Source organism: Planococcus sp. YIM B11945 (genome assembly GCF_050864155.1).
Classification (GTDB): Bacteria; Bacillota; Bacilli; order Bacillales_A; family Planococcaceae; genus Planococcus.
Genome location: NZ_JBOZWR010000007.1, coordinates 329,919 through 352,502 on the forward strand (window position 1 = coordinate 329,919; position 22,584 = coordinate 352,502).

The 22,584-nt window shown below is 45.7% G+C and carries 19 protein-coding genes; 5 read left to right on the plus strand and 14 right to left on the minus strand.

Annotation, left to right across the window (positions count from 1 at the left end; all coding sequences use genetic code 11):
- Nucleotides 1–128 precede the first annotated feature (128 nt).
- From ACRRQV_RS15090 to ACRRQV_RS15115, 6 genes are read right to left on the minus strand one after another with little or no spacing between them, the layout of a single operon-like run.
- Nucleotides 129–1,466, minus strand: coding sequence for a gluconate:H+ symporter (locus ACRRQV_RS15090; RefSeq protein WP_432532331.1), 1,338 nt, complete (start codon nt 1,464–1,466; stop codon nt 129–131).
- Nucleotides 1,467–1,514: 48 nt separating this feature from the next.
- The gene (locus ACRRQV_RS15095; protein ID WP_432532333.1) at nt 1,515–2,519 is read right to left on the minus strand and encodes a LacI family DNA-binding transcriptional regulator; all 1,005 of its coding nucleotides are present in this window, start codon (nt 2,517–2,519) and stop codon (nt 1,515–1,517) included.
- Between the two features lie 2 nt (nt 2,520–2,521).
- Complete coding sequence (locus ACRRQV_RS15100; RefSeq protein ID WP_432532335.1) at nt 2,522–3,358, minus strand: SDR family oxidoreductase; 837 nt, start codon at nt 3,356–3,358, stop codon at nt 2,522–2,524.
- Nucleotides 3,355–4,431 carry a mannonate dehydratase gene (gene uxuA / locus ACRRQV_RS15105; RefSeq protein ID WP_432532337.1) on the minus strand — a complete coding sequence of 359 codons (1,077 nt, stop codon included), beginning with the start codon at nt 4,429–4,431 and terminating at the stop codon, nt 3,355–3,357. The genes ACRRQV_RS15100 and uxuA overlap by 4 nt, the downstream gene beginning before the upstream one ends.
- Complete coding sequence (locus ACRRQV_RS15110) at nt 4,428–5,063, minus strand: bifunctional 2-keto-4-hydroxyglutarate aldolase/2-keto-3-deoxy-6-phosphogluconate aldolase (protein WP_432532339.1); 636 nt, start codon at nt 5,061–5,063, stop codon at nt 4,428–4,430. The genes uxuA and ACRRQV_RS15110 overlap by 4 nt, the downstream gene beginning before the upstream one ends.
- 19 nt (nt 5,064–5,082) lie before the next feature.
- Nucleotides 5,083–6,039 carry a sugar kinase gene (locus tag ACRRQV_RS15115; RefSeq protein WP_432532341.1) on the minus strand — a complete coding sequence of 319 codons (957 nt, stop codon included), beginning with the start codon at nt 6,037–6,039 and terminating at the stop codon, nt 5,083–5,085.
- 252 nt (nt 6,040–6,291) lie between these two features.
- Here ACRRQV_RS15115 and ACRRQV_RS15120 point away from each other — a divergent pair, with 252 nt between their 5' ends.
- Nucleotides 6,292–7,320, plus strand: coding sequence for an NADP-dependent oxidoreductase (locus ACRRQV_RS15120; protein ID WP_432532343.1), 1,029 nt, complete (start codon nt 6,292–6,294; stop codon nt 7,318–7,320).
- A gap of 120 nt (nt 7,321–7,440) precedes the next feature.
- Nucleotides 7,441–7,905 (plus strand): hypothetical protein, encoded by a 465-nt coding sequence (locus ACRRQV_RS15125; protein WP_432532345.1) that lies wholly within the window; start codon nt 7,441–7,443, stop codon nt 7,903–7,905.
- A gap of 400 nt (nt 7,906–8,305) precedes the next feature.
- Here the strand turns inward: ACRRQV_RS15125 and ACRRQV_RS15130 are convergent, their stop codons facing one another.
- The 5 genes from ACRRQV_RS15130 to xylA form a co-directional block, all read right to left on the minus strand.
- The gene (locus ACRRQV_RS15130) at nt 8,306–9,304 is read right to left on the minus strand and encodes an LLM class flavin-dependent oxidoreductase (RefSeq protein ID WP_432532347.1); all 999 of its coding nucleotides are present in this window, start codon (nt 9,302–9,304) and stop codon (nt 8,306–8,308) included.
- A gap of 107 nt (nt 9,305–9,411) precedes the next feature.
- Nucleotides 9,412–10,428, minus strand: coding sequence for a Gfo/Idh/MocA family protein (locus ACRRQV_RS15135; protein WP_432532349.1), 1,017 nt, complete (start codon nt 10,426–10,428; stop codon nt 9,412–9,414).
- Nucleotides 10,429–10,497: 69 nt separating this feature from the next.
- Nucleotides 10,498–11,481: an aldo/keto reductase gene (locus tag ACRRQV_RS15140; protein WP_432532351.1), complete on the minus strand. Its 984-nt coding sequence runs from the start codon at nt 11,479–11,481 to the stop codon at nt 10,498–10,500.
- 99 nt (nt 11,482–11,580) lie between these two features.
- On the minus strand, nt 11,581–13,080 hold the full coding sequence (gene xylB / locus ACRRQV_RS15145; RefSeq protein ID WP_432532353.1) for a xylulokinase: 1,500 nt from the start codon (nt 13,078–13,080) through the stop codon (nt 11,581–11,583).
- Between the two features lie 30 nt (nt 13,081–13,110).
- The gene (xylA, locus tag ACRRQV_RS15150; RefSeq protein ID WP_432532355.1) at nt 13,111–14,445 is read right to left on the minus strand and encodes a xylose isomerase; all 1,335 of its coding nucleotides are present in this window, start codon (nt 14,443–14,445) and stop codon (nt 13,111–13,113) included.
- A gap of 563 nt (nt 14,446–15,008) precedes the next feature.
- Between xylA and ACRRQV_RS15155 the strand changes: the two genes are divergently transcribed.
- On the plus strand, nt 15,009–15,635 hold the full coding sequence (locus tag ACRRQV_RS15155; RefSeq protein ID WP_432532357.1) for a YesL family protein: 627 nt from the start codon (nt 15,009–15,011) through the stop codon (nt 15,633–15,635).
- Between the two features lie 68 nt (nt 15,636–15,703).
- On the opposite strand, the gene ACRRQV_RS15160 is transcribed toward ACRRQV_RS15155, so the two are convergent.
- The 3 genes from ACRRQV_RS15160 to ACRRQV_RS15170 all read right to left on the minus strand — a co-directional run bounded on the left by ACRRQV_RS15160 (nt 15,704) and on the right by ACRRQV_RS15170 (nt 19,230).
- Entirely contained in the window at nt 15,704–16,525 is an 822-nt protein-coding gene (locus ACRRQV_RS15160; protein ID WP_432532359.1) for a carbohydrate ABC transporter permease, read from the minus strand.
- Nucleotides 16,526–16,540: 15 nt separating this feature from the next.
- Nucleotides 16,541–17,419: a carbohydrate ABC transporter permease gene (locus tag ACRRQV_RS15165; RefSeq protein WP_432532361.1), complete on the minus strand. Its 879-nt coding sequence runs from the start codon at nt 17,417–17,419 to the stop codon at nt 16,541–16,543.
- A gap of 512 nt (nt 17,420–17,931) precedes the next feature.
- A complete protein-coding gene (locus ACRRQV_RS15170; RefSeq protein WP_432532363.1) occupies nt 17,932–19,230 on the minus strand; it encodes an extracellular solute-binding protein in 1,299 nt (432 codons plus the stop codon).
- A 286-nt stretch (nt 19,231–19,516) separates the two neighbouring features.
- Here ACRRQV_RS15170 and ACRRQV_RS15175 point away from each other — a divergent pair, with 286 nt between their 5' ends.
- Nucleotides 19,517–20,716, plus strand: coding sequence for an ROK family protein (locus tag ACRRQV_RS15175; RefSeq protein ID WP_432532365.1), 1,200 nt, complete (start codon nt 19,517–19,519; stop codon nt 20,714–20,716).
- Between the two features lie 243 nt (nt 20,717–20,959).
- Complete coding sequence (locus tag ACRRQV_RS15180) at nt 20,960–22,570, plus strand: glycoside hydrolase family 43 protein (protein ID WP_432532367.1); 1,611 nt, start codon at nt 20,960–20,962, stop codon at nt 22,568–22,570.
- The last annotated feature ends 14 nt before the right edge of the window (nt 22,571–22,584 follow it).

Sequence of the window (22,584 nt, forward strand, 5' to 3'; positions counted from 1 at the left end):
ATGCACCTCTTTCTGTACCCTATCGCCAACTCGTTTGAAACTAGGATAATCCGACCTGAAAGTTCAACTGTTCGATTTATCTATATAGAAAAAAGAGCTTCCACAAAATGCGGAAGCTCTTTTCAGGTTTACATGAATAGATCAAGAATCAATACGACGCCAAGGCCAACGAGAGAAGTCGTCAACAGCAGCAAGCCCCATGTTCTGAATGTTTCTTTGATCGATAAGTTAAAGTATTCTTTGAACAGCCAAAACGAGGCATCGTTCACGTGCGTGATCGTGTTGCTTCCCGCTGCTGTTGCAAGAACCATCAACACTGGACTAACATCAAACGTGTGGATCAGCGGTCCCACAATCCCGGCTGCAGTTATCGCAGATACTACGCCTGTACCGGTTGCAATACGCAGGATGGCTGTAATGAGCCATGCCATGATCAACGGTGAAATGCTCGTGTTTTGCATCATCGACGCGATGTAATCGCCGACACCTGAATCCAGGATGATTTGTTTAAATGCCCCACCGGCCCCTACAATCAGGATGATCATGGCGATGCTTTGGATGGCACCTGAGAACGAATCCATGACTTCAAGCATTTTGCGTCCGCGGCGAATGCCGAACACATAAATAGCGACCAACACAGCAAGCAGCAAGCTGATTTCCGCACTGCCGAAGAAGTTGACGATGTCGTGGGTCAACGAACCTTCTTTGATAAAGTAGTTGATGATGGTAGCTGCAGTGATGATAATAGCTGGCAATAATGGAACCAAAATACTGATTGCAAAACCTGGCATTTCATTGTCTGCAAATTCTTTCGGCTTTTTCAAAAGAGGTGGAACCGGTTTATCCAGATTGCGCAGCAATCTCGGCAAGATTACACCTGCAGCAATGACTGCCGGTATAAATACCACCACTCCTAGTATGTAAACCATTCCCATGTCTGCACCGTATGCTGCTACAAGCGCAGTAGGTCCTGGCTGAGGCGGGAACAAACTGTGCGCCATTGTAGCAGCGGCAACCATTGTGATCCCAAGTCGCATATACGAAACTCTTGCTTCAATTGCAATGCTAATGACAAGCGGCGCTAAAATGATGAACGCCACTTCGTAGAACACGGAAATCCCGAAGATGCCGCCGACAATCAGAATTGCCCATTCAATATTTTTCACACCGAATTTCTTCAATAAAGTCGAAGCTACACGCTGAGCGGCTCCAGAATCGACCATCAATTTACCGAGAACAGCCCCAAGGCCGATAATAAGCGCTAAACTTCCAAGTGTGCCGCCGAAACCGGTTTTGATTGATTCAATTACATCAGGCAATCTTAAACCGTTTAAAATCCCAACAAAAATTGCAGAAATTAATAAGGCCAGAAAACTGTTCAATTTCACTTTCATATTCAAGAACAACAGCAAGGCTACACCTAGCGCGACCGAGATGATCGGCAGCGAATCAATAATCCAATCCATTTCCTATTCCCACCTATTCTTTAACCAAAAATCCATTCCCAAAGCTATTTAACAAGAATTTCTCTTTATTAAACTAGGCTGTAAGCGATGTATGGCAGTTCTGGTTGTTTTAGTTTCTGAGTTGATTTGTTGCAGCAATAATTCTGTAGCTTGATGCGCCATATCGATGGTCGGTTGTGCTACCACAGTAATCGGCGGTGTATAAAAACTGGCAAAAGAAACTTCATCGATGCCGATTACTGCTACGTCGTTTGGAATTGTCAGGTTGTGCTCTTTCATGTATTTCAGCACTTCAATCAACACAATATCGTTCCCAGCTAAAATTGCTTCCGGCGGCGCTTCGAGTGCAAACAGTTCCTGCAGCACTTGTTGAAGATGTTCCGCATCAGCTGTTTTGATGTATTCCGGCAGCACTGGCAAATTGTTTTCTTTCAATGCTTCTTTATAGCCTGCGATGCGTTCCACACGCGGGCTCGTGTTGCGGATGATGGAAGTAGTAATAATGGAAATTTTTGTGTAATCGCTTTCAATGAATTTATTAACGGCCAGCCTGGCTGCTTGCTGATTGTCGAGCATGACCGTATCAATTCCTAATCCGTCGATTTTCCTGTCCATAAAAACCACTGGAAAACTTTTCTTTTTCATTTGTTCATATAAATCGAGGTTGCCGCCAGTTGGAAAAATAATCAAACCATCCACTTGCTTTGCCAGCAGCATTTCAATATAGTTGCGTTCTTTTTCCGGCTCGTCATCCGCATTGCAAATGATGATATGAAAACCGTGTTTGTTAAAGTCGTTTTCAATCGTGCGCAAAATTTGTGTTGAAAAAGAATGAAGGATATTGGCAACGATGACCCCTACCGTATGCGTCGACTTTTGCTTTAAACTTCTCGCCACAATATTGGGATGGTAATCCAGTTCTTGAATGGCCGCTTCAATTCTTTTTCGTGTTGCTTCGCCCATGTATTCGTAACGTTTGTTCAAAAACTGGGAAACTGTGCTTTTCGAAACTTTTGCATGTTCTGCCACTTCGGCGATTGTGATATTTTTCATCGTCAAACACCTGAATAGGCCATAAAGCCTCCATCTACTGCAAGGGTGGTGCCCGTGACAAATGACGAATATGATTCATCTACCAAGAACAACAAAGCGCCTAATAAATCTTCCGGCTGGCCGAATTTTTTCATCGGTGTCGCCGCCAGGATTTTTTGTGAACGCTCCGTCAAATTGCCTTCTTGGTCGACCAATAAATCTTTATTTTGCGTTGTTTTGAAAAAACCCGGTGCAATTGCATTGACTCGCAAGCCTTTTTCCGCAAAATGAACGGCCAGCCACATCGTGAAATTATTGATTGATGCTTTTGCTGCACTGTAAGCCGGAATTTTCGTTAATGGTGCGTAAGAACTCATCGATGACAAGTTGACGATGGCGGGCGCTTCGCTTTTCAGCAATTCTTTTCCGAATACTTGGCATGTTAAAAACGTGCCGGTAAAGTTTAATGAAAAGACATTCGAAAAGCCGCTTTCTTCAAGATCAAAAAAGGATTTCCCTTCTGCCTGTTCATCGTAAAGTTCGGGGCCGGTAATTGCATCCGAATGATTGCCGCCCGCTCCGTTAATTAAAATATCGATTTTGCCGTATTCGTTTAGGATGGCTTGTTTTGCTTTTTCTAAGTCAACACGGTTCAAAACGTCTGCTTGAAGAGCAAGGGCGGTTCCTCCTGCAGCGGTGATTTCATCGGCCACGCTCTGGCCATTTTCAGCCGTGCGGTTCAAAATGGCTACGTTGACGCCTTGGCGTGCAAGTTCATATGCCATCGCAGAACACAATACGCCGCTTCCGCCTGTAATGACTGCTACACGTCCTTTTAAATTTTCGTGGATTGGAATCATTGGGCACCTTCCGTTCTTTTCGTTTCGTATGCATCCCATAATCCAAGCAAATACATAATGCCAAGGGCCCGGTCGTATAAACCATAACCTGGGCGGCAAACTTCGCCCCAAATATGGCGGCCGTGGTCTGGCCGTACATAGCCGTCGTAATTTTGAGCCTGCAATTCTTTTACAACGCCTTTGATATCAATCGAACCGTCTTGCGTGTAATGGGACGTTTCCGTGAAATCACCGTTCTCATAAATTTTGACATTGCGGATATGCGCAAATGGTGAACGGCTCGCGTATTTTTTCGCGATTGCCACCATGTCATTCGCTAGGCTTGCACCCATTGAACCTGTGCACATCGTAAAGGCATTCGACGGTGAATCGGATATTTCAACCAGCTTTTCATAGCTCTTTTCGCCGGTAATAATGCGCGGCAAACCGAAGATGGAAAACGGCGGATCATCCGGGTGGATGGCCATTTTAATGCCTGCTTCTTCTGCAACCGGAATGATTTCGTTCAGGAAAAACGCCAAGTTTTCCCACAGTTTTGCTTCGTCGATTTCTTTATATGCGTCAAACAACTCGGTGATTCGATCCAGCTTTTCCGGTTCCCATCCTGGCAACGTCAAATTGGAAGCTTCGCTGACTTCCCGCACCAGTTCTTTCGGATCGATGCTATCCACTTTCGCTTTTTCGAAGAACAAAGCTGTCGAACCGTCTTCAAGCGGGTGAAACATTTCAGTGCGCGTCCAGTCGAAAATTGGCATGAAGTTATAGCAAATCACTTTAACGCCAAATTCCGAAAGATTGCGGATAGTTTCTTTGTAATTTTCGATATATTGAACTCGGTCTGAATTGCCTAATTTGATTGCTTCATGGACATTGACGCTTTCAACGACATCGACGTGAAAACCTTGCGATTGGATATACTCCACTTCGTCTTTGATTTCCTCTTTCGCCCAAACTTCTCCAGCCGGTTTGTGATGAAGCGCCCAAACGATGCCTTTAACGCCAGGAATTTGTTTAATGTGCTCCAGCGAAACTGTATCGTTTCCTCTGCCATACCAACGGAATGTCATATTCATAGCTTTTGCTCCTTTTGTCGGCTTTTCTCCATATACTGCTGACTCAATTCTACAGCTGCTTCAAATCCGCCATTTTTGTAGGCTTTGTTCAAGTCACTTCCAATTCCGGCAGCAACTGCTCCTGCACTGATCCACTCTTCGATATTGTTTAAATTGATGCCGCCGGTAGGCATGATGCGCACGTGTGGAAGCGGACCATTCACAGATTTGATGAACGATGGCTCAAAATTATTAGCTGGGAACAATTTGATGATATCGCTTCCATTTTCCAGCGCTTTGACCATTTCCCGGATGGTCATGCAGCCTGGCAAGTAAGGAATGCCGTATCGGTTGCACATCGGAGCAATCGCTTCGTTGAAGTGGGGGCTGACGATGAATTTCGCGCCAGCCAAAATAGCATGCCGTGCCGTTTCCGGATCCAAGACAGATCCAGCGCCAAGCAGCACTTCTTCTTCTGCCAGTGCTTCGAACACTTTTTGGACATTCGGTGTAGTATACGTCAATTCAATCGCGGGAATGCCGCCTTTGACTGCCGCTTTTGATAACTCGATCGCTTCTTCTGCGCTGCTGCCGCGTATGACCGCTACTACTTTTGCAGAAGTTAACTGAGATAAAATTTCGTGTTTCAACATATTGGTTTGCCTCCTTTTATTATCGTTCTATAACTTTTTCATTGTTTAGCAATGCCAAGACTTCTTTTACATACGGCAGCCCTTCATTATCACCGGAAACCGTTGTGACCAGTGCGCCTACCGCATTTGCGAATGCCAGCGCCACTTCAGGAGAAAAGCCGTTCAGTACGGAATAAATAAAGCCGGCATCAAAGCCGTCCCCTGCTCCTACGGTATCAATGGGTGTTATCTTAAATGCTTCTTTTGAATACCAGGTTTTTTCTTGGTACAGACGTGAACCATTGCCCCCGTCTTTAATGACGAGTTGGCCAATTGACATGTTCTCTGCAAACTGTTCTAATGTCTGCTGCGAGGCATCTCCAAGAATCTGTTCTATTTCATCCAAACCGGTCAGCAAAATATCGACCGCTGGCATAATTTCTAAATAAGCTGCTTTTGCTTGGTCCAGCGACCATAACTTCAATCGAATATTTGGATCAAACGAAACGCGGATGTCCTTTTTCTTAGCGATTTCCAGCACCCGTTTCGTGATTGCCAAGTTTTTTGGATCAATGGCCAAAAATACGCCAGTCAAGTGGACCAATCCAATTTCTTCAAACATTTCTTCTTTGATGTCTTCTGGTTCCATCGTCAGAATCGGCGATTGGTGGCGGTAATAAAACGTCTTTCCGGAACCGTCTTCGCGGATTTCCTTAAAATTCAATGATGTCGGATAGTTTTCAACAAATTCCACTTCAGACATATCCACACCTTCGCCTCGCGCGAAATTATAAATGACACGTCCAAATTCATCGTCGCCTAAACGGCTCGCCCATTTGATCGGTAAACCAAGACGCGCACAGCCAATTGCAAAATTCAGTTCAGCGCCTCCAACTTTGCGTGTAAAAGATGGAATATAGCGCAATGGGCCAGTCTCTGAGGGATTGAATGTAATCAAGGCATCCCCTAATGTAAATACACCTGAAATTTTTGGCACTTTCTTTCCTCCTAGAACAACCATATCGTCATTCGGTTTTTACTAAATCGGTTTAGTAAATCGGTTTATGGTTAGTTTAAATGAAAGTGCTTTCAGAATCAACCAGCGATTAAATTATTTTTCAATATGAGTGTTATGGACTAGAACGTGAAAACCCACTTTTTCCGTTTGCCTTATCCTTTGACCATCTTATGGGAGGATGATACGCTTTTGCTGAATCCCCATATGGAAAAATTTAGAGGAGGAATAAGCATGGTCCCGAAAAAGACAAAAGAAATCCATTTGGCAAACCGCCCGACAGGCATGCCGACAAAAGACGATTTTGAATTTATTGAAACAGATCTCCCTTCATTGGAGGAAAATCAGGTGCTCTTGCGGACGCTTTATTTATCGGTCGACCCGTATATGCGCGGACGGATGCAAGACGCCAAATCGTATATCCCGCCATTTAAACTGCACAAAGCGATTGCCGGCGGCGGCATCGCAGAAGTGGTCGAGTCGCGTTCTGACAAGTTCAAGCAAGGCGATGTGGTGACCGGCACGCTGAAGTGGGCTGAATACAGCCGGGTGAGCGACTCGAAAATCCGGAAAATTGATCCAAACGGCGCCCCGGTAACAGCGAACCTCAGCATTCTTGGCATGACCGGCCTAACCGCATATTTCGGCTTGCTGGACATCGGCAAACCGCAGGCCGGTGAAACGGTTGTCGTTTCCGGTGCGGCGGGTGCAGTTGGTTCTGCGGTCGGCCAAATCGCCAAAATCAAAGGCGCACGGGTAGTCGGCATTGCCGGCAGCGAAGAAAAAATCGCCTATTTGAAAAACGAACTCGGCTTTGATGAAGCGGTCAATTACAAAGAAGAGTCGTTCGCTGACGATTTGGCCAAAGCCGTACCGAACGGCGTCGATGTCTATTTCGACAATGTTGGCGGCACGGTGACCGATGAAGTATTCAAGCTGTTGAACACCAATGCCCGCATCCCGCTTTGCGGCGCGATTTCTTCGTACAACGCTGAAGGTGAAGACGTTGGGCCGCGTCTGCAGTCTTATATGATCAAAACAAGCGCGTTGATGAAAGGCTTTACGGTTGGAATTTACGCGGATCGATTTGAAGAAGGTTCCAAACAATTGGCCGAGTGGCTGCAAGAAGGCCGATTGAAATACGAGGAAACGATTGAAGAAGGATTTGAAAACACGCCAGATGCGTTCCTTGGTTTATTCAAAGGAACGAATCTTGGCAAGATGCTCGTCAAAGTGGCCGATCCGGAATACGCAGCATTTTAATAAAACACCAGCCAGCAGATTTTGCTGGCTGGTGTTGCGTTTAAAAGGGTGAAATTGGCGTCCTTCATATATAATTGAAGAAACTGACTTTCATACTTGCCCTTATTTGGAGGAGATCTTATGCAGGAAAATCAACTACTAGATGTGAAAGACGATCGTACATATTTTGTTTACTTAACAAACCGCGGCACCCCTTTTCAAATGTTCGAACGCCATGTAGACGACATCCTCAACCGAATGCGGGAGGAAATTCCCATGGGTTACACGAATTTATGGGTAATGAAGCGTATCGGGATTATCCATTCCGAAACCTTGTCCTATTTCGCCGATAACGAACTCCTGATTGAAGATAAAAACAAAGTTGATAAATCACAAAAGCTCCCCTATAAAACATTCTTATTTGCTAAAATAACAGCTACGTCAGCGCCTATGTACATGCCGCATTTGCAAATAGGCCACCATGCGACATTCGAAGATGCCGCCGATTTCTCCGCTGATCAAATCAAACAAATGAAAGAGCATTATCCCAATCGCGAGTTTACCGTCTTATGTGCCAAACGCCTGCATGATCTCATGTGGCATTGAAAAAGGAAAGCTGTCCGCCTATTGCGAACAGCTTTTTTTGTTATTTCAGCTGGGAAAATTTGCTTCATGAAGTTTTTCGTTTTCTACCTGCATTATTCGAGTTTCTACACGCACTATTCAAGTTTCTATCGTATTTGCTAGTTTTCCTCTCTCCAAAATCCAAATGCAAAAGAAGGAAGCTTTTCGCTGTGCGAAAAGCCTCTTACTACCAGCTTATTTCACCTGGAAATATTTGCTTCATGAAGTTTGAAGAGTTTAACCCGCACTTTCCACGTTTTATCATGCACTTTTCATCCTTTAACAAGCACTTCTCCACTTTCTACATGCAGTTTCCGCGTTTCTACATGAATTCCTCCAAACAAAAAAGAAACAAAAGGGCGCACACCGCCCTCTTGCCTCCCTACATTTCAAACGCCTTCGCCAACAATTCAATTTCCTTCATTCGGTTCTCCGCTCCGAAGATATTCGGAATGACGGTGACTTCATCAGCCCCGTAAAGCTCCACTATCTTATCAATTTCTTTTTTCACAAATTCAGCGTCTCCGACAATCATCCGGTTGCGGTTGTGCGTGACTTTTTCTTGTTCAGCGATGCTAAATCCGCGCTTTTTCGCTGTTTCAACCGAAGGGTAATACGGAGGCGGCGTTGCTGATTCGACAAACAGCAGCCAAAGGTCGAATGCCTTTGCAATTTCTTCCGCTTCTTCCGCCGTTTCTGCCACAACTGCAAACAGGGCAATCATCACTTTCGGCTCTTTCAACAGCACAGATGGCTGAAATTGTTTCCGGTAATTCGCCACCGCTTCCACTCCTTCTGCCGAGGGCTTCGCAAAATGGGCATAGGCATACGCGGTGCCATTCGCCGCCGCCATTTCCGCACTTTCTCCGCCTGTTCCAAGCATCCAAATTTCCGGCGCCGTTTTGATTTCCGGAGTGGCAATCAATTCCTGGAAGCGATGCTTTTCTTCTATATTATCGGTCAGGTATTTTTGCAGATCCTGCACTTGCTGTTCATAAGATACTTTAATGCCTTTTGATTCGTTCAATGCCTGATTGACGATCCGGTAGCTGCGGGAGCGGCCGATGCCGAGGTCGATCCGATTCGGATGAAGCGCTTCGAGCATGCGGAAATTCTCCGCCACTTTGTACGAGCTGTAATGCGGCAGCATGACGCCGCCTGAACCGATGCGGATGGTGCTGGTTGACGTGGCCAAATGCATCATCAGCATTTCCGGCGTGCTGCCGGCAACTGAAAACACTTGGTGATGCTCCGCCACCCAAAAGCGGTGATAGCCAAGCGCCTCTGCTCTTTGCGCAAGCTTTGTCGTATTCAATAAAGCCTCGCGTGCTGTAGATCCCTCGTCAATCGGCGAATAATCCAAAATGTTTAAGGGATACATCTCATTTCCTCCTTGATTGTTTCTTCTGCTTTAAATGAAAATCATCGTTTCAAGTGTACCACTTCTAATCAAAAGCCCCCAAAAGGAAAAGCGCCGGTTCCCGTATATCAGGAACTGGCGCTCTTGTATTCGTTCATCATTATCTGCTGTCCGGCTTTTCCAATCGATTCCAAGCAGGCTTCAATGACCCGCATGTTCAAAACCGTCGATTGTCCGCTAATCGGCGGTTCGCCGCCCGTTAAGATGGATTCAGAAAACTGTTCGATTTCCAACCGGTAACTGTCCTCTTCAACGTGCTCTTCCCGCAACTGGTCATTTGTTCTGATCATGATTACCCCGGCATCATCATTCGTATCCGGGCGAAACGCGAAAGGCACGCGAATGGTTCCAAGCGTTCCAACCACTTCGTATTCTTGCCGATGAGCTGTGTCAAAACTGCAATCAAAGACTGCTTGCACGCCGTTTTCAAACGTCAGATGCCCGAACGCCGACATGTCCACGCCCGTTTTCGGATCCAGCTGTCCAATCGCTTGTACACGAACAGGCTCTGCTTCTGTTAAATAACGGGCTATGTGGATCGAATAGCAGCCGACGTCATACAAGCTGCCTCCGCCCATGGCCAAGTCCATCCGGATATCGCTTTCGCGGTTTGCCAAAAGAAACGAATGGCTCGATTTGATTAATTTCACTTCGCCGATTTCGCCGGAAGTGATGATTTCTTTGACTCGTGCATGCTGCGGGTGCAATTGATACATGAATGCTTCCATAAATTTAAGGTTTTGCATTTGGCACATTTCAACCATTTCTTCGGCTTCTTCAGCCGTCAGCGCAGCCGGCTTTTCGCAAAGGACGTGCTTGCCATGCTTCGCTGCTTCGAACACCCATTGTTTGTGCAAGTGATTTGGCAGCGGAATATAGACCGCATCGATATCGGGATCGTTCAGCAACGCGTCATAGCTCTCATACGCTTTCGGTATCCCAAAACGTTCTGCCACAGCGTGGACTTTTGCTCCGCGGCTGGCGATTGCTGAAAGTTCCGCATTGTCCGCCCGCAGGATTGCCGGGATCACTTGTGTGAGTGCAATATTTGCCGTACTGATAATTCCCCAACGAATTTTTTTCAAATGAATTTCTCCTTTATCGTCGCAAGTCCAAAAACCGCTAAAGGAATTGCATTCCTTAGCGGTTTTCTTTTAATAAGGTCCTCTGATTTCTGAATGCACTTCTTGCTTGTAAAACTCAGCCAATCGCTGCAATTCTTCCTCAGTGAAAGATGCCGCGTTCAGCGCTTGTAAATTATCTTCAACTTGCGCAACATTTTTAAATCCAGGAATCACCGTAGAAATGGCCTCTTGTTCCAAAATCCACTTTAAGGAAGCCCGAGTTCTGTTTCCTCTATTATCAGCAATCCAAGCCAATTGATCGCTCAGCTCGACGCCTTTATTAAATTCCAATCCCGCAAACGTTTCGCCGACATTAAATGCCGCACCGTCGCGGTTGAAATTCCGGTGGTCGTCTTCTTCAAATTGCGCATCCTTTTTAAATTTCCCTGTCAGCAAGCCACTCGCGAGCGGTACGCGCGCCAATAAGCCGACGCCTTGTTCTTGCGCTTTCGGGAACAATTCTTCCAGCGGTTTTTGGCGGAATAAGTTAAAAATCACTTGCAGACTGCTGATGTTCGGGTTTTCCAGGCACAACAGCCCTTCTTCCACCGTTTCAACGCTGACGCCGTAGTAACGGATTTTCCCTTGTTCTTTCAGCCGGTTCAACACATCAAACACTTGGCCGTCCCGCAAAATGTCGATCGGCGGGCAATGGATTTGAAATAAATCCAGTTGTTCGCGGCCGAGCCGCTTCAAGCTGGCTTCTGCAAATTTCGAGACGCTTTCCATCGAATAGTTGGCTGGGTCGTAAATGTCTCCCGCCCGGCAAAATTTAGTGGCCACGTGAATCTTGTCGTGCTTGCCTTTTGTCGCTTTTGCGAGCAGCTCTTCCGCATGGCCGTCGCCGTACACATCAGCCGTATCGAAAAAGTTTACGCCATGATCCATCGCGTAATCCAATGCCCGAAGTGATTCCTGATCGTCTGTCGTTCCCCACGATCCACCGATTGCCCATGTGCCAAAACTCAATTCACTTACCTTTAAATCTGTCTTGCCGATTTGCCGATAATTCATTGTCTGCACCTCACCCTTCTAATTTAAATGAATTTCTTCTTAAAAGTCACTTTATCAATAAAAGCCCCAACGATGAGTTGAGGCTCTTATTCTATATCCTTATTTACGGAATTCTAAAAGCTTTTTGTTCAACTCTTTCGTTTGCCCGTAAACATCCTGGTAAATTGCGAACATCTTTTGATAAGTTGCGACAGCTTCTTTGTTCGGCTGGAACTGTTTGTCTTCCTGCAAAAATGCGTCCGCGCATGCCTGCAAGGATTTAAACCAACCACTGCCGTATGCCGCAAGCATCGCAGCTCCCATGCCCGGACCTTGTTCGCTTGTCAGCCGGACGATTTTCGCATTGAAAATATCCGCCTGCATTTGAAGCCAGTCTTCGTTCTGTGCACCGCCGCCGATTGAGACGATTGTATCAATCTTTTTGCCATGCTGGCGGAAAAGCTCGATCGATTCGTTCAACGAAAACGTGATGCCTTCCAAAACTGCGCGGGCAAAATCTTTCCGGCGATGCGAGCTGTCCATGCCGATAAAGCTGGCACGTATGGCTGCATCGGCGTGCGGCGTGCGTTCCCCAACCAAATAAGGCGTGAACAGCAAACCGTTCGACCCGGCCGGCACTGTCGCGATTTCTTTCAATAAATCATCAAATGATTCATCCGGTGCAAATGTTTCTTTAAACCATGTCAAGCTATAGCCTGCCGCAAGCGTTACGCCCATCGTGTAAAAATCATCAGGTGCAGCGTGATTAAAATAGTGGACTTTGCCGCCGAAATCTTTGTCATCACTTGCTTCATACGACAATACGACACCTGAAGTCCCGATGCTGCAAAGCGTTTTGCCATCTTCCAAAATGCCGGCACCGATTGCGCCGCACGCATTGTCAGCGCCTCCCGCAAACACCCGCGTTGATTCGGCAAGGCCCGATGCTGCTGCAAATGCAGGAGTTACCGTTCCCACTTCCTCATGCGAATAAACAAGCGGCGGGCAAAGAGCCGGATCCAGGCTAAGCAATTCGCAAAGCTCCGTGCTCCACTCTTTTTTGCTGATGTCCAAAAGCAGCGTTCCGGCTGCATCGGAATATTCCATTTGCAGCTGGTTCGTCATTTTGAAGCGCAAATAATCTTTCGGCAACACGAAGGATTTGGCTTTAGCGAAAATTGCCGGTTCAAATTCCTGGACCCACAAAATTTTCGGAAGCGTAAACCCTTCAAGCGCCGGGTTTTTCGTGATGGCGAGCAAACGCTCTTCGCCTACAACATCGTAAATGCGCTGGCACTGGGCCGTTGTGCGCGTATCGTTCCAAAGAATGGCCGGGCGCAGCACTTCGTTGTGTTCATCAAGCAAAACAAGCCCGTGCATTTGCCCGGAAAAGCTGATGCCTTCGATGTCTTCTTTATTGCCATCAAAATCTTTTAGGAGATCCAGCAACCCAGCAGTTGTTTGATCGACCCATTCCTGTGGATTTTGTTCGCTGTATCCGGTTTTCTCTTGGATCAGCGGATACGGTTTTGATACGGTCTTCACCACGTCCCCTTGCTGGTTGACGAGCAAAATTTTGACCGCACTTGTTCCTAAATCTACGCCTATAACATATTTCATAGCGACAGCTCTCCTACTATAAAAACTGGATTAACGTACGTTCGCAGTTGCGAAAGCTTGCAATAAATATTGGTTGATTGTAGCTTTAGTCAATTCCAGACGCCCTGAAGTTTGTTTGATATCCGTTAAGCCCATTGCATGCTCTTCAAGTTTGTGGAAATCTGTGTTTCCAGAAACGATATCAACCCCGATGCCTTCAGTGAATGTTTTGTAGCGCTCGTCCACAACGTTTTCCAATACTTTGTCGTCGATCAAGTTTTGGGCAACGCGCAAGCCGACTGCGAAAGCGTCCATTCCGGCGATGTGTGCGTGGAACAAGTCTTCCTGTTCAAATGATCCTCGGCGCACTTTCGCGTCGAAGTTCAAGCCGCCGCGGCCAAGTCCGCCGTTTTTAAGGATTTCGTGCATCGCAAGCGTTGTTGTCCAAAGGTCTGTCGGGAATTCATCCGTATCCCAGCCAAGAAGCGGATCGCCTTGGTTGGCGTCAACTGATCCAAGCATATTGTTGATGCGTGCATAGTGAAGTTCGTGTTCGAATGTGTGCCCCGCAAGTGTTGCGTGGTTCGCTTCGATGTTGAATTTGAATTTGTCTGCAAGTCCGTAGTTTTGCAAGAACGCGTGGGCTGTGGCCACATCGTAATCGTATTGGTGAGTTGTTGGCTCTTTTGGTTTTGGTTCGATCAAGAACTGCGCGTCAAAGCCGATTTCATTCGCGTACTCAACCGCCATGTGGTAAAAGCGGCCCAAGTTGTCCAGTTCCAATTTCATGTCTGTGTTAAGCAGCGTTTCGTAGCCTTCGCGGCCGCCCCAGAATACATAGTTCTGTGCGCCAAGCTCTTTGCCGATTTCCAAGCCTTTTTTCACTTTTGCTGCCGAATAAGCAAACACATCTGCATTGCTTGAAGTTGCTGCCCCATGCACAAAGCGCGGGTGTGTAAAGTTATTCGCAGTGTTCCAAAGCAATTTCGCTTTGCTGTCTTTCGAATAATCTTTGATCATGCTAACGATGGCATCCAAGTTTTGGTTTGTTTCTCTTAACGTGCTGCCTTCTGGTGCGATATCCACATCGTGGAAGCAGAAAAACGGAACATCCAGTTTGTCGTAAAATTCAAATGAAGCTTCAACGCGTGCTTTTGCCAAATCCATTTCGCTGAATTTGTCCCATGAACGCTGCATAGTGCCGGCACCGAAAGGATCCGAACCGTCCATCGTGAATGTATGCCAATAAGAAACCGCATAACGCAAGATTTCTTCCATTGTCTTGCCGCCTACAACTTCTTCCGGGTTATAAAATTTGAATGCGTAAGGATTTTTAGATGTTGCACCTTCAAACTTAATTTTGTCGACGTTTTGGAAATAAACCATCTTTTTTGCCTCCTAATAATAATAGTCGATTGGGTGTTTATGTAATAAATCCGAAAAATAAATGAAAAGGCTTACAAAATAACTATAACAAGTTATAATTAGTTTGTCTATTAGTTAAACAAAGGTTTAATAAAACACCCTCTTAGAAATTTCATCAAACGAAATAGTGACCTTTTTTTATTGGATGGTGTATGCTTTTATTGGTTCAGTCATGGATCATTACAGGATTATTTAAATAAACGACTATTATATAAGTTGACTAATGATTCCAACTTGTCGATATTCCGCAAACCAGCTGCGCTTTCCTGCGGGAGTCTCCGCTGTTTTGCTCTATATCTTCCAGCTAATTAGCAGTAATATAGAAATACTATAGGTGGTTTCTTATGGTATTAAGATATCACTTAGCTTCGGCGCGTCCAAGGGCGAGGCGAAGCAATAAGACGAGTGGGCTTCTCGGCTTATTGCGGGAGTCCTGCCCAAAGCGACCGAAGCGGGTTATAGAAAGCACATTCTTTAGTTCAACTTATATAGTTGAAATCAATAAAACAAGGACGGTTAAATCAATGAATGCTGCGAGCAGTTTTATTTATAATATTTTAGAGTGGATCACCCGCTTTGCGTATCTCAACTTGCTGTGGATTATCTTTACGCTTTTCGGTGGAGTCGTCCTCGGCTTCTTCCCTTCGACCACGGCGATGTATGCCGTTGCGCGCCAATGGCTGAAAGGCGAAACCGATCTTCCGTTGTTCCAAATGTTTTGGGGCTATTACCGGCAAGAGTTTTGGAAAAGCAATTTGCTTGGCGTGTTTGTCACGCTCATCACCGCACTTATTGCAGCGGACATTTTGTTTATCCAGTCCAATAGCAATGATTTGTTGTCGTGGACATATGCTCCGTTGTTCGCGTTCATGTTGTTGTTCGCCTTATTTTTGTTTTACTTGTTTCCAAGTTTCGTCCATTACGACGTTAACGTGCGCAGCGTCATCAAAAACTCCTTTTTGCTCATGCTGATCAATCCGCTCAACAACCTCCTGATTTTGTTGACCTTAGTGCCGCTTTATTACTTTATGAGCTTGGTGCCTCCGTTGGTGGTCATCTTCGGCGGAAGCGTCTATGCATTTCTGACGATGCGGTTTGCCCTTCATGCGTTTAATAAAGCCAGCAGCCAGACTGAAAGTTTGCCTGGTTAATTCCATTCATTGAAAAAGCTTCACCGAGCAGGGGCCATTCTCCTGCTCGGTGAAGCTTTTTTGTTTGCTTATCCTTTAACTGCGCTTGACGAAATTCCTTCAACGACTTTATTGCTGAAGAAGATGAACGCGATGATGATCGGCAATACACTGATGATCAACGTTGCACCAATTGCGCCCCAATCGGTCATGTACTGGCCGATAAAGTTCTGGATGCCAACAGTCAAGGTTTTGTATTTTTCCGAAGAGATGAACGTGTTGACGAACACAAATTCGTTCCAGTTGTAGATCATGTTGATGACGACCGTTGTTGCCATGATTGGCGTGGTCATCGGCAAAATGATGCGGAAAAACATCCGGTTGACCGAACAGCCGTCAATGACAGCCGCTTCTTCGATTTCATGCGGCAATGTGTAATAAAAGCCTAATAAAATCATCAACGTAATCGGCAAGTTATACGCTGTGTAAGTCAAGACGATCGTCAGCGGGTTGTCGATCATGTCGACGCTTAAGAACATGCTGTAAAGCGGGATCAAAGCAGAGTGGATTGGAATCATCAAACCAAGCATAAACATGCCTAGCACCAAGCCGCTTAATTTCCATCTCATGCGCGTGATGGCAAAAGCCGCCATGCTCGCAAACAACACTGTTAAGATAATTGCTGCAACGGTAATCCAGACACTGTTAAAGAAATACGTGGCAATTCCGCCATCCCATACTTTTTGGTAGTTTTCCCATCTGAATTCACTCGGCAATGAAAATGGCGAGCCGGCAAAAATTTCCGAGTTGCTTTTTAGCGAAAACAGGAACAGCCAAATTAGCGGGAGGATTTGAAATAATGCCACGACGATCAAACTCAAGTAGAGAAAAAAGTAACCAATGCGATTCATTAAACAAACCTCCTTTTAATATTCGATTCTTTCTTTTGTTTCAGTCACTTTGCGGACAATCAGCGTCACAATCAACGTAATGATCAGCAACAAGAAGCCAATTGCGCTTCCGTATCCGAAGTTGTAGCTCGAGAAGGCCAATTTATACATATACGACGCCATCACTTCACTGGCTCCGTTCGGGCCGCCAGCCGTCATAACATAGATCAAGTCAAAGTATTTCAGAGATCCGACAATCGCCAGGACAATCGTCACGCTGACCACTTCTTTGATCAACGGCAATTTGATGCGGGTCGCAATTTGCATTGCGGATGCCCCGTCAATGCGGGCCGCTTCAATCAGCGATTCCGGAATGTTCTTTAATGCTGCGTAATAAATCAATATGTAGAAACCGGCATATTGCCAAAGGATAGGCACAAAAATCGCAAACAAGACGATGGCCGGATTAGCCAGCCACTGAGGCGGATTTTCCACACCGATCAATCGCAAAAATTCATTCAGCATCCCGTTTGACGGGTTGTACATTTTGACCCAAAGCTGTGCAATGGCTACAGAAGACAAAAGCATTGGGATCAAGTAAATTTTTCTTAAAAAATCAGAGCCTTTAATTTTTGAAGCAAGGATAAAGGATACGACAAGGTAAACGACTAAACTCAATGTCGAGAAGATGGCCAGCAAAAACGAATGATAGGCACTGCTCCAGAAAAGCTTGTCCTGAACTCCATTAATATAATTCTCTAAACCAACAAATGTTTTGGCACCAATGCCGTCCCAGTCCATTAATCCGTAATACCCCGAAAGGATTAGCGGAATGAAAATCAATACAGAGACCAATAACAGGGCCGGTGCGATATAAAATGCGATAAACATCTTGTTAGACATAACTTTGTTCATTTTATTCAACCCCATTTTCTTAAAAGTAGAAGAGGACGGCCCAACTTAAGGACGTCCCCTCTTTTTTAATCTGGTTTCACACTATATAAGTTGAACTAAAGAAATCGATTATTATTAAGCCGCTTCGGACGCTTTGGGCATGGCTCTCGCCACGAGCCGGGAAGAACACCCGTCTCCTGGCTTCGCCTAGCCCGTGGACGCGCCGAAGCTAAGAGATTTCTTACTCCTAGAAGAGATCACCAGCATACTGGCTCTATTACTGCTAGCAAGCTAGAAGATATGGAGCAAAACAACGGAGAAACCCTACTGCTCCTGCAGCGCGCTGCGCTTCGTCGCAAAGTATTGGCCTCACTTCCTTCAGCCAATACTTGCCTGCGGGATAGCGAAGTGCCGAAATCCACTCGGGCAAAAAGCCCGAGTTAGTTCGGCGCGAGCCCGCGGAAAGCGCAGCTGTTTTGCGGAATATCAGCAACCCAAAAAGTTAAGTTCAACTTATATAGCTATTTTACTGCTTACTCTTTTGAAAGAGCTTCTTCGTGTTTTTTCGCAAACTCTTCAGGCGTCATTTCTTTTCCGAAAAGTGCTTGGACGGCATCAAGGTGAACTTGTGCTACATCCGGGCTCATTTGAACGTCTGCAAACAATGTGATGTTGGAAGCGTTGTTAAGTTCGCCCAAAATGTCTTTGTACATTTGTGGAAGTTCAAGTGAATCGGCATCTACTTTCGTAGCAGGAATTACACCCGCTTCAGAAACAGCTTTTTCGCCCCACTCTTTAACAAAGAAAGCGGCAAAGTCTTTAGCGTCTTCTTTAACTTCTGAATCTTCCGCAACGAATAATCCAACTCCAGGTCCGCCAACAAAGCTGTTCATGTCGCCTTGGCCTTTAACAGTCGGGAAGTTCATGTATTTAACAGAATCTCTGAATTCTTGTGGTACATCTTCATTTGTCGTGAAGTTTGGAAGGTCCCAAGTTGCGATCATGTACATCGGCGTTTGGCCGCTCATGAACATGCTCTTCGCTTCTTCATCTGCAAGGCCGTTGAATCCATCAACAAATGCGCCAGAATCTACAAGGTTTTGCACTTCTTTCGCTGCATCGACTAGAGCCGGATCTTCAAAGCTTCCAGAACGGTCGATCGCTTTGTTCAATGTATCAGCTCCGCCGATGCGGTCTGCTAAGTACATGTACCACATAGAACCTGTCCAAGAGTCGCGGTTTCCTAGAGCAATCGGCTGAACGCCTTTGTCTCTGAACGCTTTTGATGCAGCAATCAAATCTTCGTAAGTAGATGGCACTTCAATGCCGTTGTCTTTAAACAGTTGCTCATTATAGTAAATAGAAACGATATTCAATTCCAATGGAAGGCCGTAAGTTTTGCCGTCTAGGGCATATGCTTCTGCAGTTCCTGGAACAAACGCATCTTTCAAATCTGATTCGATTACGTCATCTAATGGTGCAAACATGTTGCCGCCAACATAAGGCTCTAAGAATCCTGCTGACCATGTAAGGCCGACATCCGGCAATTCTTTAGATGTAGATAGGACGCGCAATTTATCTTTATATTGTTCATTGCTTAAAACTTCAAGATCAACTTTAACGCCATCGTGCTCTTTTTCATAATCCGCGATAATGTCGTTGACTACGTCGAAATGTTTTTTCGAACTTCCTTCTGGCCATAAGTGCATAAATTGAATTTCAGTATCCCCACTTGCACTTGATGAATCGCCTGAATCTGATGAACAGCCTACTAACAATAACGATGAAACCACAGCGGATAATAAAACTGTAAGCGTTTTCTTTTTAACCATTGAATTTTCTCCCCCAATGCGTTCTATTGTTACAACAATTGTCAGATTGTTGTATGCGTTTTCATTATAGCAAACCGATATTCGTTAGTCTAGTGGATAAACAAAGTTTTATTTTTAAGGTATAATGGGGCTGCAGGCTTCAATAAAACCCGCAAAGACGCGGATCTTCACTATTTTTCCGCTCCGGTGAATACGAAGGTTTTAAAATAAAACTGAGTTTGTTACTAATCTTTTTTTTATTTGTTAGAATTAAGAAAAAACAGAGAAAGAGCTGAAGCGAATGAATATGAGAGAAACCAGGACGTGGAACCATCACGTCGTCAAAGAAGGCAACAAGTCCCTCGTGTTGGAAATGATCAAAAACCAATGCCCGATTTCAAGAGCAGCAGTCGCCAGCGAGACCGGGTTGAATAAAGGCACCGTTTCGTCTTTAGTAACCGACTTATTGGAAGACCATTTGATTTATGAACTGGGACCAGGCAAATCGAGCGGCGGCAGACGCCCTGTCATGCTGCTGTTTAACGGCGCCGCTGGCTATACGATTGGCATCGACCTTGGCGTCAATTATATGCTCGGCGTTTTAACGGATTTGAACGGCAATATATTTAAACAAAAAGAACTGTCGTTTAAAAATCTATCCTATTCGGAAATTGAACAGAAACTGATGGACGTTATTGATTTTCTTACCGCCGCAGCTCCTGAGAGCCCTCACGGCATTATCGGCATCGGCGTCGGAGTACCGGGAATCGTCGATAAAAGCGGAGACATTTTGCTCGCTCCCAACTTGAACTGGAAAAATATTAACTTGAAAACGGTTCTTGAAACAAAATACGGTTTGCCCGTCATCATCGAAAACGAAGCGAATGCAGGGGCTTACGGCGAAAAACGCTTTGGCGCTGGCAAAGACTGCGAAAACATCATTTACGTCAGCGCGGGCATCGGAATCGGCGTCGGCTTGATCTTAAACGGATTTTTGTACAAAGGCTCGAATGGCTTTTCGGGAGAACTGGGACATATGACGATTCAAGTGGACGGCCCGAAATGCCGTTGCGGCAATCAAGGCTGCTGGGAATTGTATGCGTCTGAACAAGCGCTGCTCGCTAAAGCTGAAAAATTGGACCTCTCGCTCCCAGAAAACGAAGAACTGAACTTGGCAAATTTGGTAACGCTCGCGGACTCCGGCAATCAGCAAGTGATTGAGCTGTTCAATGAAACCGGAAATTACTTAGGCGTCGGCATCAACAACATCATCAACACGTTCAACCCGGAACAAGTCATCATTGGCAACCGCATGGCGTCTTCTAATAAATGGCTAGAAGAAGCGTTGAACAAGCGAGTGGCTAGCCAGGCGTTGTGGTTCCAGCAAAGTGAACTGCAAATTAATTTTTCCGAGCTGTCCACCCTTTCGGCTGCACTCGGCGTGGCCGCTTTTTCCATTGAAAACTTTTTAAGCGTCAGCATGCAGCCCAAAAGTTTAATCTTATAACTTTCTTTTATTAATGGTAAGGAATTCAAAATCCATTCGGCATACTTTGTTTGCTTATCAAACTAAGTAGTGTATGATCGATTAGAGTGTTGTATGATTCTGATTATTTAGAGATGCAATCGGAAACGTCCCACTCTACTTTCATCCTTCCCCACTTTTGAAAGCACTTACATAGAACCCGTAAACCCCAAACTTGCTTATAGGTAGGCGGAAGGAAAACCACTATGCAAAGGATGGAGCACATTGACCCTTATTCAAAACCCTATTTTACCTGGATTCAATCCGGATCCAAGCATTTGCCGTGTAGGAGAAGATTATTACATCGCGGTTTCCACTTTTGAATGGTTTCCAGGCGTTGGCATTTACCATTCCAAGGATTTAAAAAACTGGCGTTTGGCTTCCCGTCCATTGAATCGCCTCAGCCAATTGAATATGATGGGAAATCCAAATTCAGGCGGCGTTTGGGCTCCTGCCCTTTCATATAGCGCCGGCCAATTTTGGCTGATTTTCACAGATGTCAAAGTAACTGAAGGCCAATGGAAAGATTGCCACAACTACTTGGTGACATGCGACACCATCGACGGCGAATGGTCTGAGCCGATTTATTTGAACAGTTCAGGATTCGACCCTTCCCTTTTCCATGACGAATCCGGAAAAAAATACTTGGTCAACATGAACTGGGATCACCGTATGGGCAACCACAATTTTTATGGCATCGCCCTGCAGGAATACAGCGTAGAAGAACAAAAACTGGTCGGCAAAGCAGAAATCATTTTCAAAGGCACGGATGTGATGCTGACGGAAGCGCCGCATCTGTATAAAATCGGCGAGTATTATTATTTATTGACTGCTGAAGGTGGAACAAAATACGACCATCAAGCAACGGTCGCTCGCTCGAAAGAGTTGCGCGGGCCATACGAAGTGCATCCGGAAAACCCGTTGATCACATCGTTCTTCTCACCGAGAAACCCGCTTCAAAAATCCGGACACGCATCGATTGTCCATACGCATACCGATGAATGGTTCTTGGTTCACTTAACGGGCCGCCCGTTGTCGCGAGCAGGACAAGCCCTTCTTGATCCGCGCGGCTTCTGCCCGCTTGGCCGCGAAACTGCAATCCAACGCTTGGAATGGAAAAACGACTGGCCATTCGTGGTTGGCGGCAACCAGCCTTCGCTCCAAATCGAAGGGCCTGCAATCGAAGAAGTTGAGTGGGATGCAGACTTCCCGGAAAAAGACGATTTCGATTCCGAAACTTTGAACCCGCATTTCCAAACCTTGCGCATTCCGTTAGGCGAAAACATCGTGTCGTTGAAAGAAAACCCTGGCCACTTGCGCATCCGAGGCAGAGAGTCGTTGACATCAAAATTCACACAAGCTTTCGTCGCAAGACGCTGGCAGCATTTCCACTTTACCGCGGAAACGAAAGTGGCGTTCAATCCTGACACGTTCCAGCAAGCGGCGGGCCTCGTCAATTACTACAACACCGAGAACTGGACGGCGCTTCAAATCACATGGAATGAAGAAAAAGGACGCATCTTGGACATCATGACATGCGACAACTTCGCATTCGACCAACCGCTGCAAGGCGAAGAAATCGCCATTCCAGAAGACATCAAATCGGTATACATGAAAGTGGACGTCAACGCAGACGTCTATCAATACTCGTATTCGTTTGACGGCGCTAACTGGAACTTGATCCCGATCAAGTTTGGTTCACACAAATTGTCCGATGATTACATCCAAGGCGGCGGCTTCTTCACCGGTGCATTTGTCGGCATGCAATGCCAAGACACATCCGGCAGCAACTTGCCTGCTGATTTTGATTATTTCACGTACAAAGTCAACGAATAAAAGAGAGCGGCTCA

Excerpts from the sequence above, each read along its gene's own strand:
- ACRRQV_RS15175 (WP_432532365.1), top strand. The coding sequence starts at position 19,517 with ATGAGAGAAACCAGGACGTGGAACCATCACGTCGTCAAAGAAGGCAAC.
- xylA (WP_432532355.1), bottom strand. The coding sequence starts at position 14,445 with ATGGTTTATTTCCAAAACGTCGACAAAATTAAGTTTGAAGGTGCAACA.
- ACRRQV_RS15100 (WP_432532335.1), bottom strand. The coding sequence starts at position 3,358 with ATGATTCCAATCCACGAAAATTTAAAAGGACGTGTAGCAGTCATTACA.
- uxuA (WP_432532337.1), bottom strand. The coding sequence starts at position 4,431 with ATGAATATGACATTCCGTTGGTATGGCAGAGGAAACGATACAGTTTCG.
- ACRRQV_RS15110 (WP_432532339.1), bottom strand. The coding sequence starts at position 5,063 with ATGTTGAAACACGAAATTTTATCTCAGTTAACTTCTGCAAAAGTAGTA.
- ACRRQV_RS15165 (WP_432532361.1), bottom strand. The coding sequence starts at position 17,419 with ATGAACAAAGTTATGTCTAACAAGATGTTTATCGCATTTTATATCGCA.
- ACRRQV_RS15160 (WP_432532359.1), bottom strand. The coding sequence starts at position 16,525 with ATGAATCGCATTGGTTACTTTTTTCTCTACTTGAGTTTGATCGTCGTG.
- ACRRQV_RS15170 (WP_432532363.1), bottom strand. The coding sequence starts at position 19,230 with ATGGTTAAAAAGAAAACGCTTACAGTTTTATTATCCGCTGTGGTTTCA.
- ACRRQV_RS15090 (WP_432532331.1), bottom strand. The coding sequence starts at position 1,466 with ATGGATTGGATTATTGATTCGCTGCCGATCATCTCGGTCGCGCTAGGT.
- ACRRQV_RS15155 (WP_432532357.1), top strand. The coding sequence starts at position 15,009 with ATGAATGCTGCGAGCAGTTTTATTTATAATATTTTAGAGTGGATCACC.
- ACRRQV_RS15140 (WP_432532351.1), bottom strand. The coding sequence starts at position 11,481 with ATGAATTATCGGCAAATCGGCAAGACAGATTTAAAGGTAAGTGAATTG.
- xylB (WP_432532353.1), bottom strand. The coding sequence starts at position 13,080 with ATGAAATATGTTATAGGCGTAGATTTAGGAACAAGTGCGGTCAAAATT.
- ACRRQV_RS15130 (WP_432532347.1), bottom strand. The coding sequence starts at position 9,304 with ATGTATCCCTTAAACATTTTGGATTATTCGCCGATTGACGAGGGATCT.
- ACRRQV_RS15125 (WP_432532345.1), top strand. The coding sequence starts at position 7,441 with ATGCAGGAAAATCAACTACTAGATGTGAAAGACGATCGTACATATTTT.
- ACRRQV_RS15120 (WP_432532343.1), top strand. The coding sequence starts at position 6,292 with ATGGTCCCGAAAAAGACAAAAGAAATCCATTTGGCAAACCGCCCGACA.
- ACRRQV_RS15095 (WP_432532333.1), bottom strand. The coding sequence starts at position 2,519 with ATGAAAAATATCACAATCGCCGAAGTGGCAGAACATGCAAAAGTTTCG.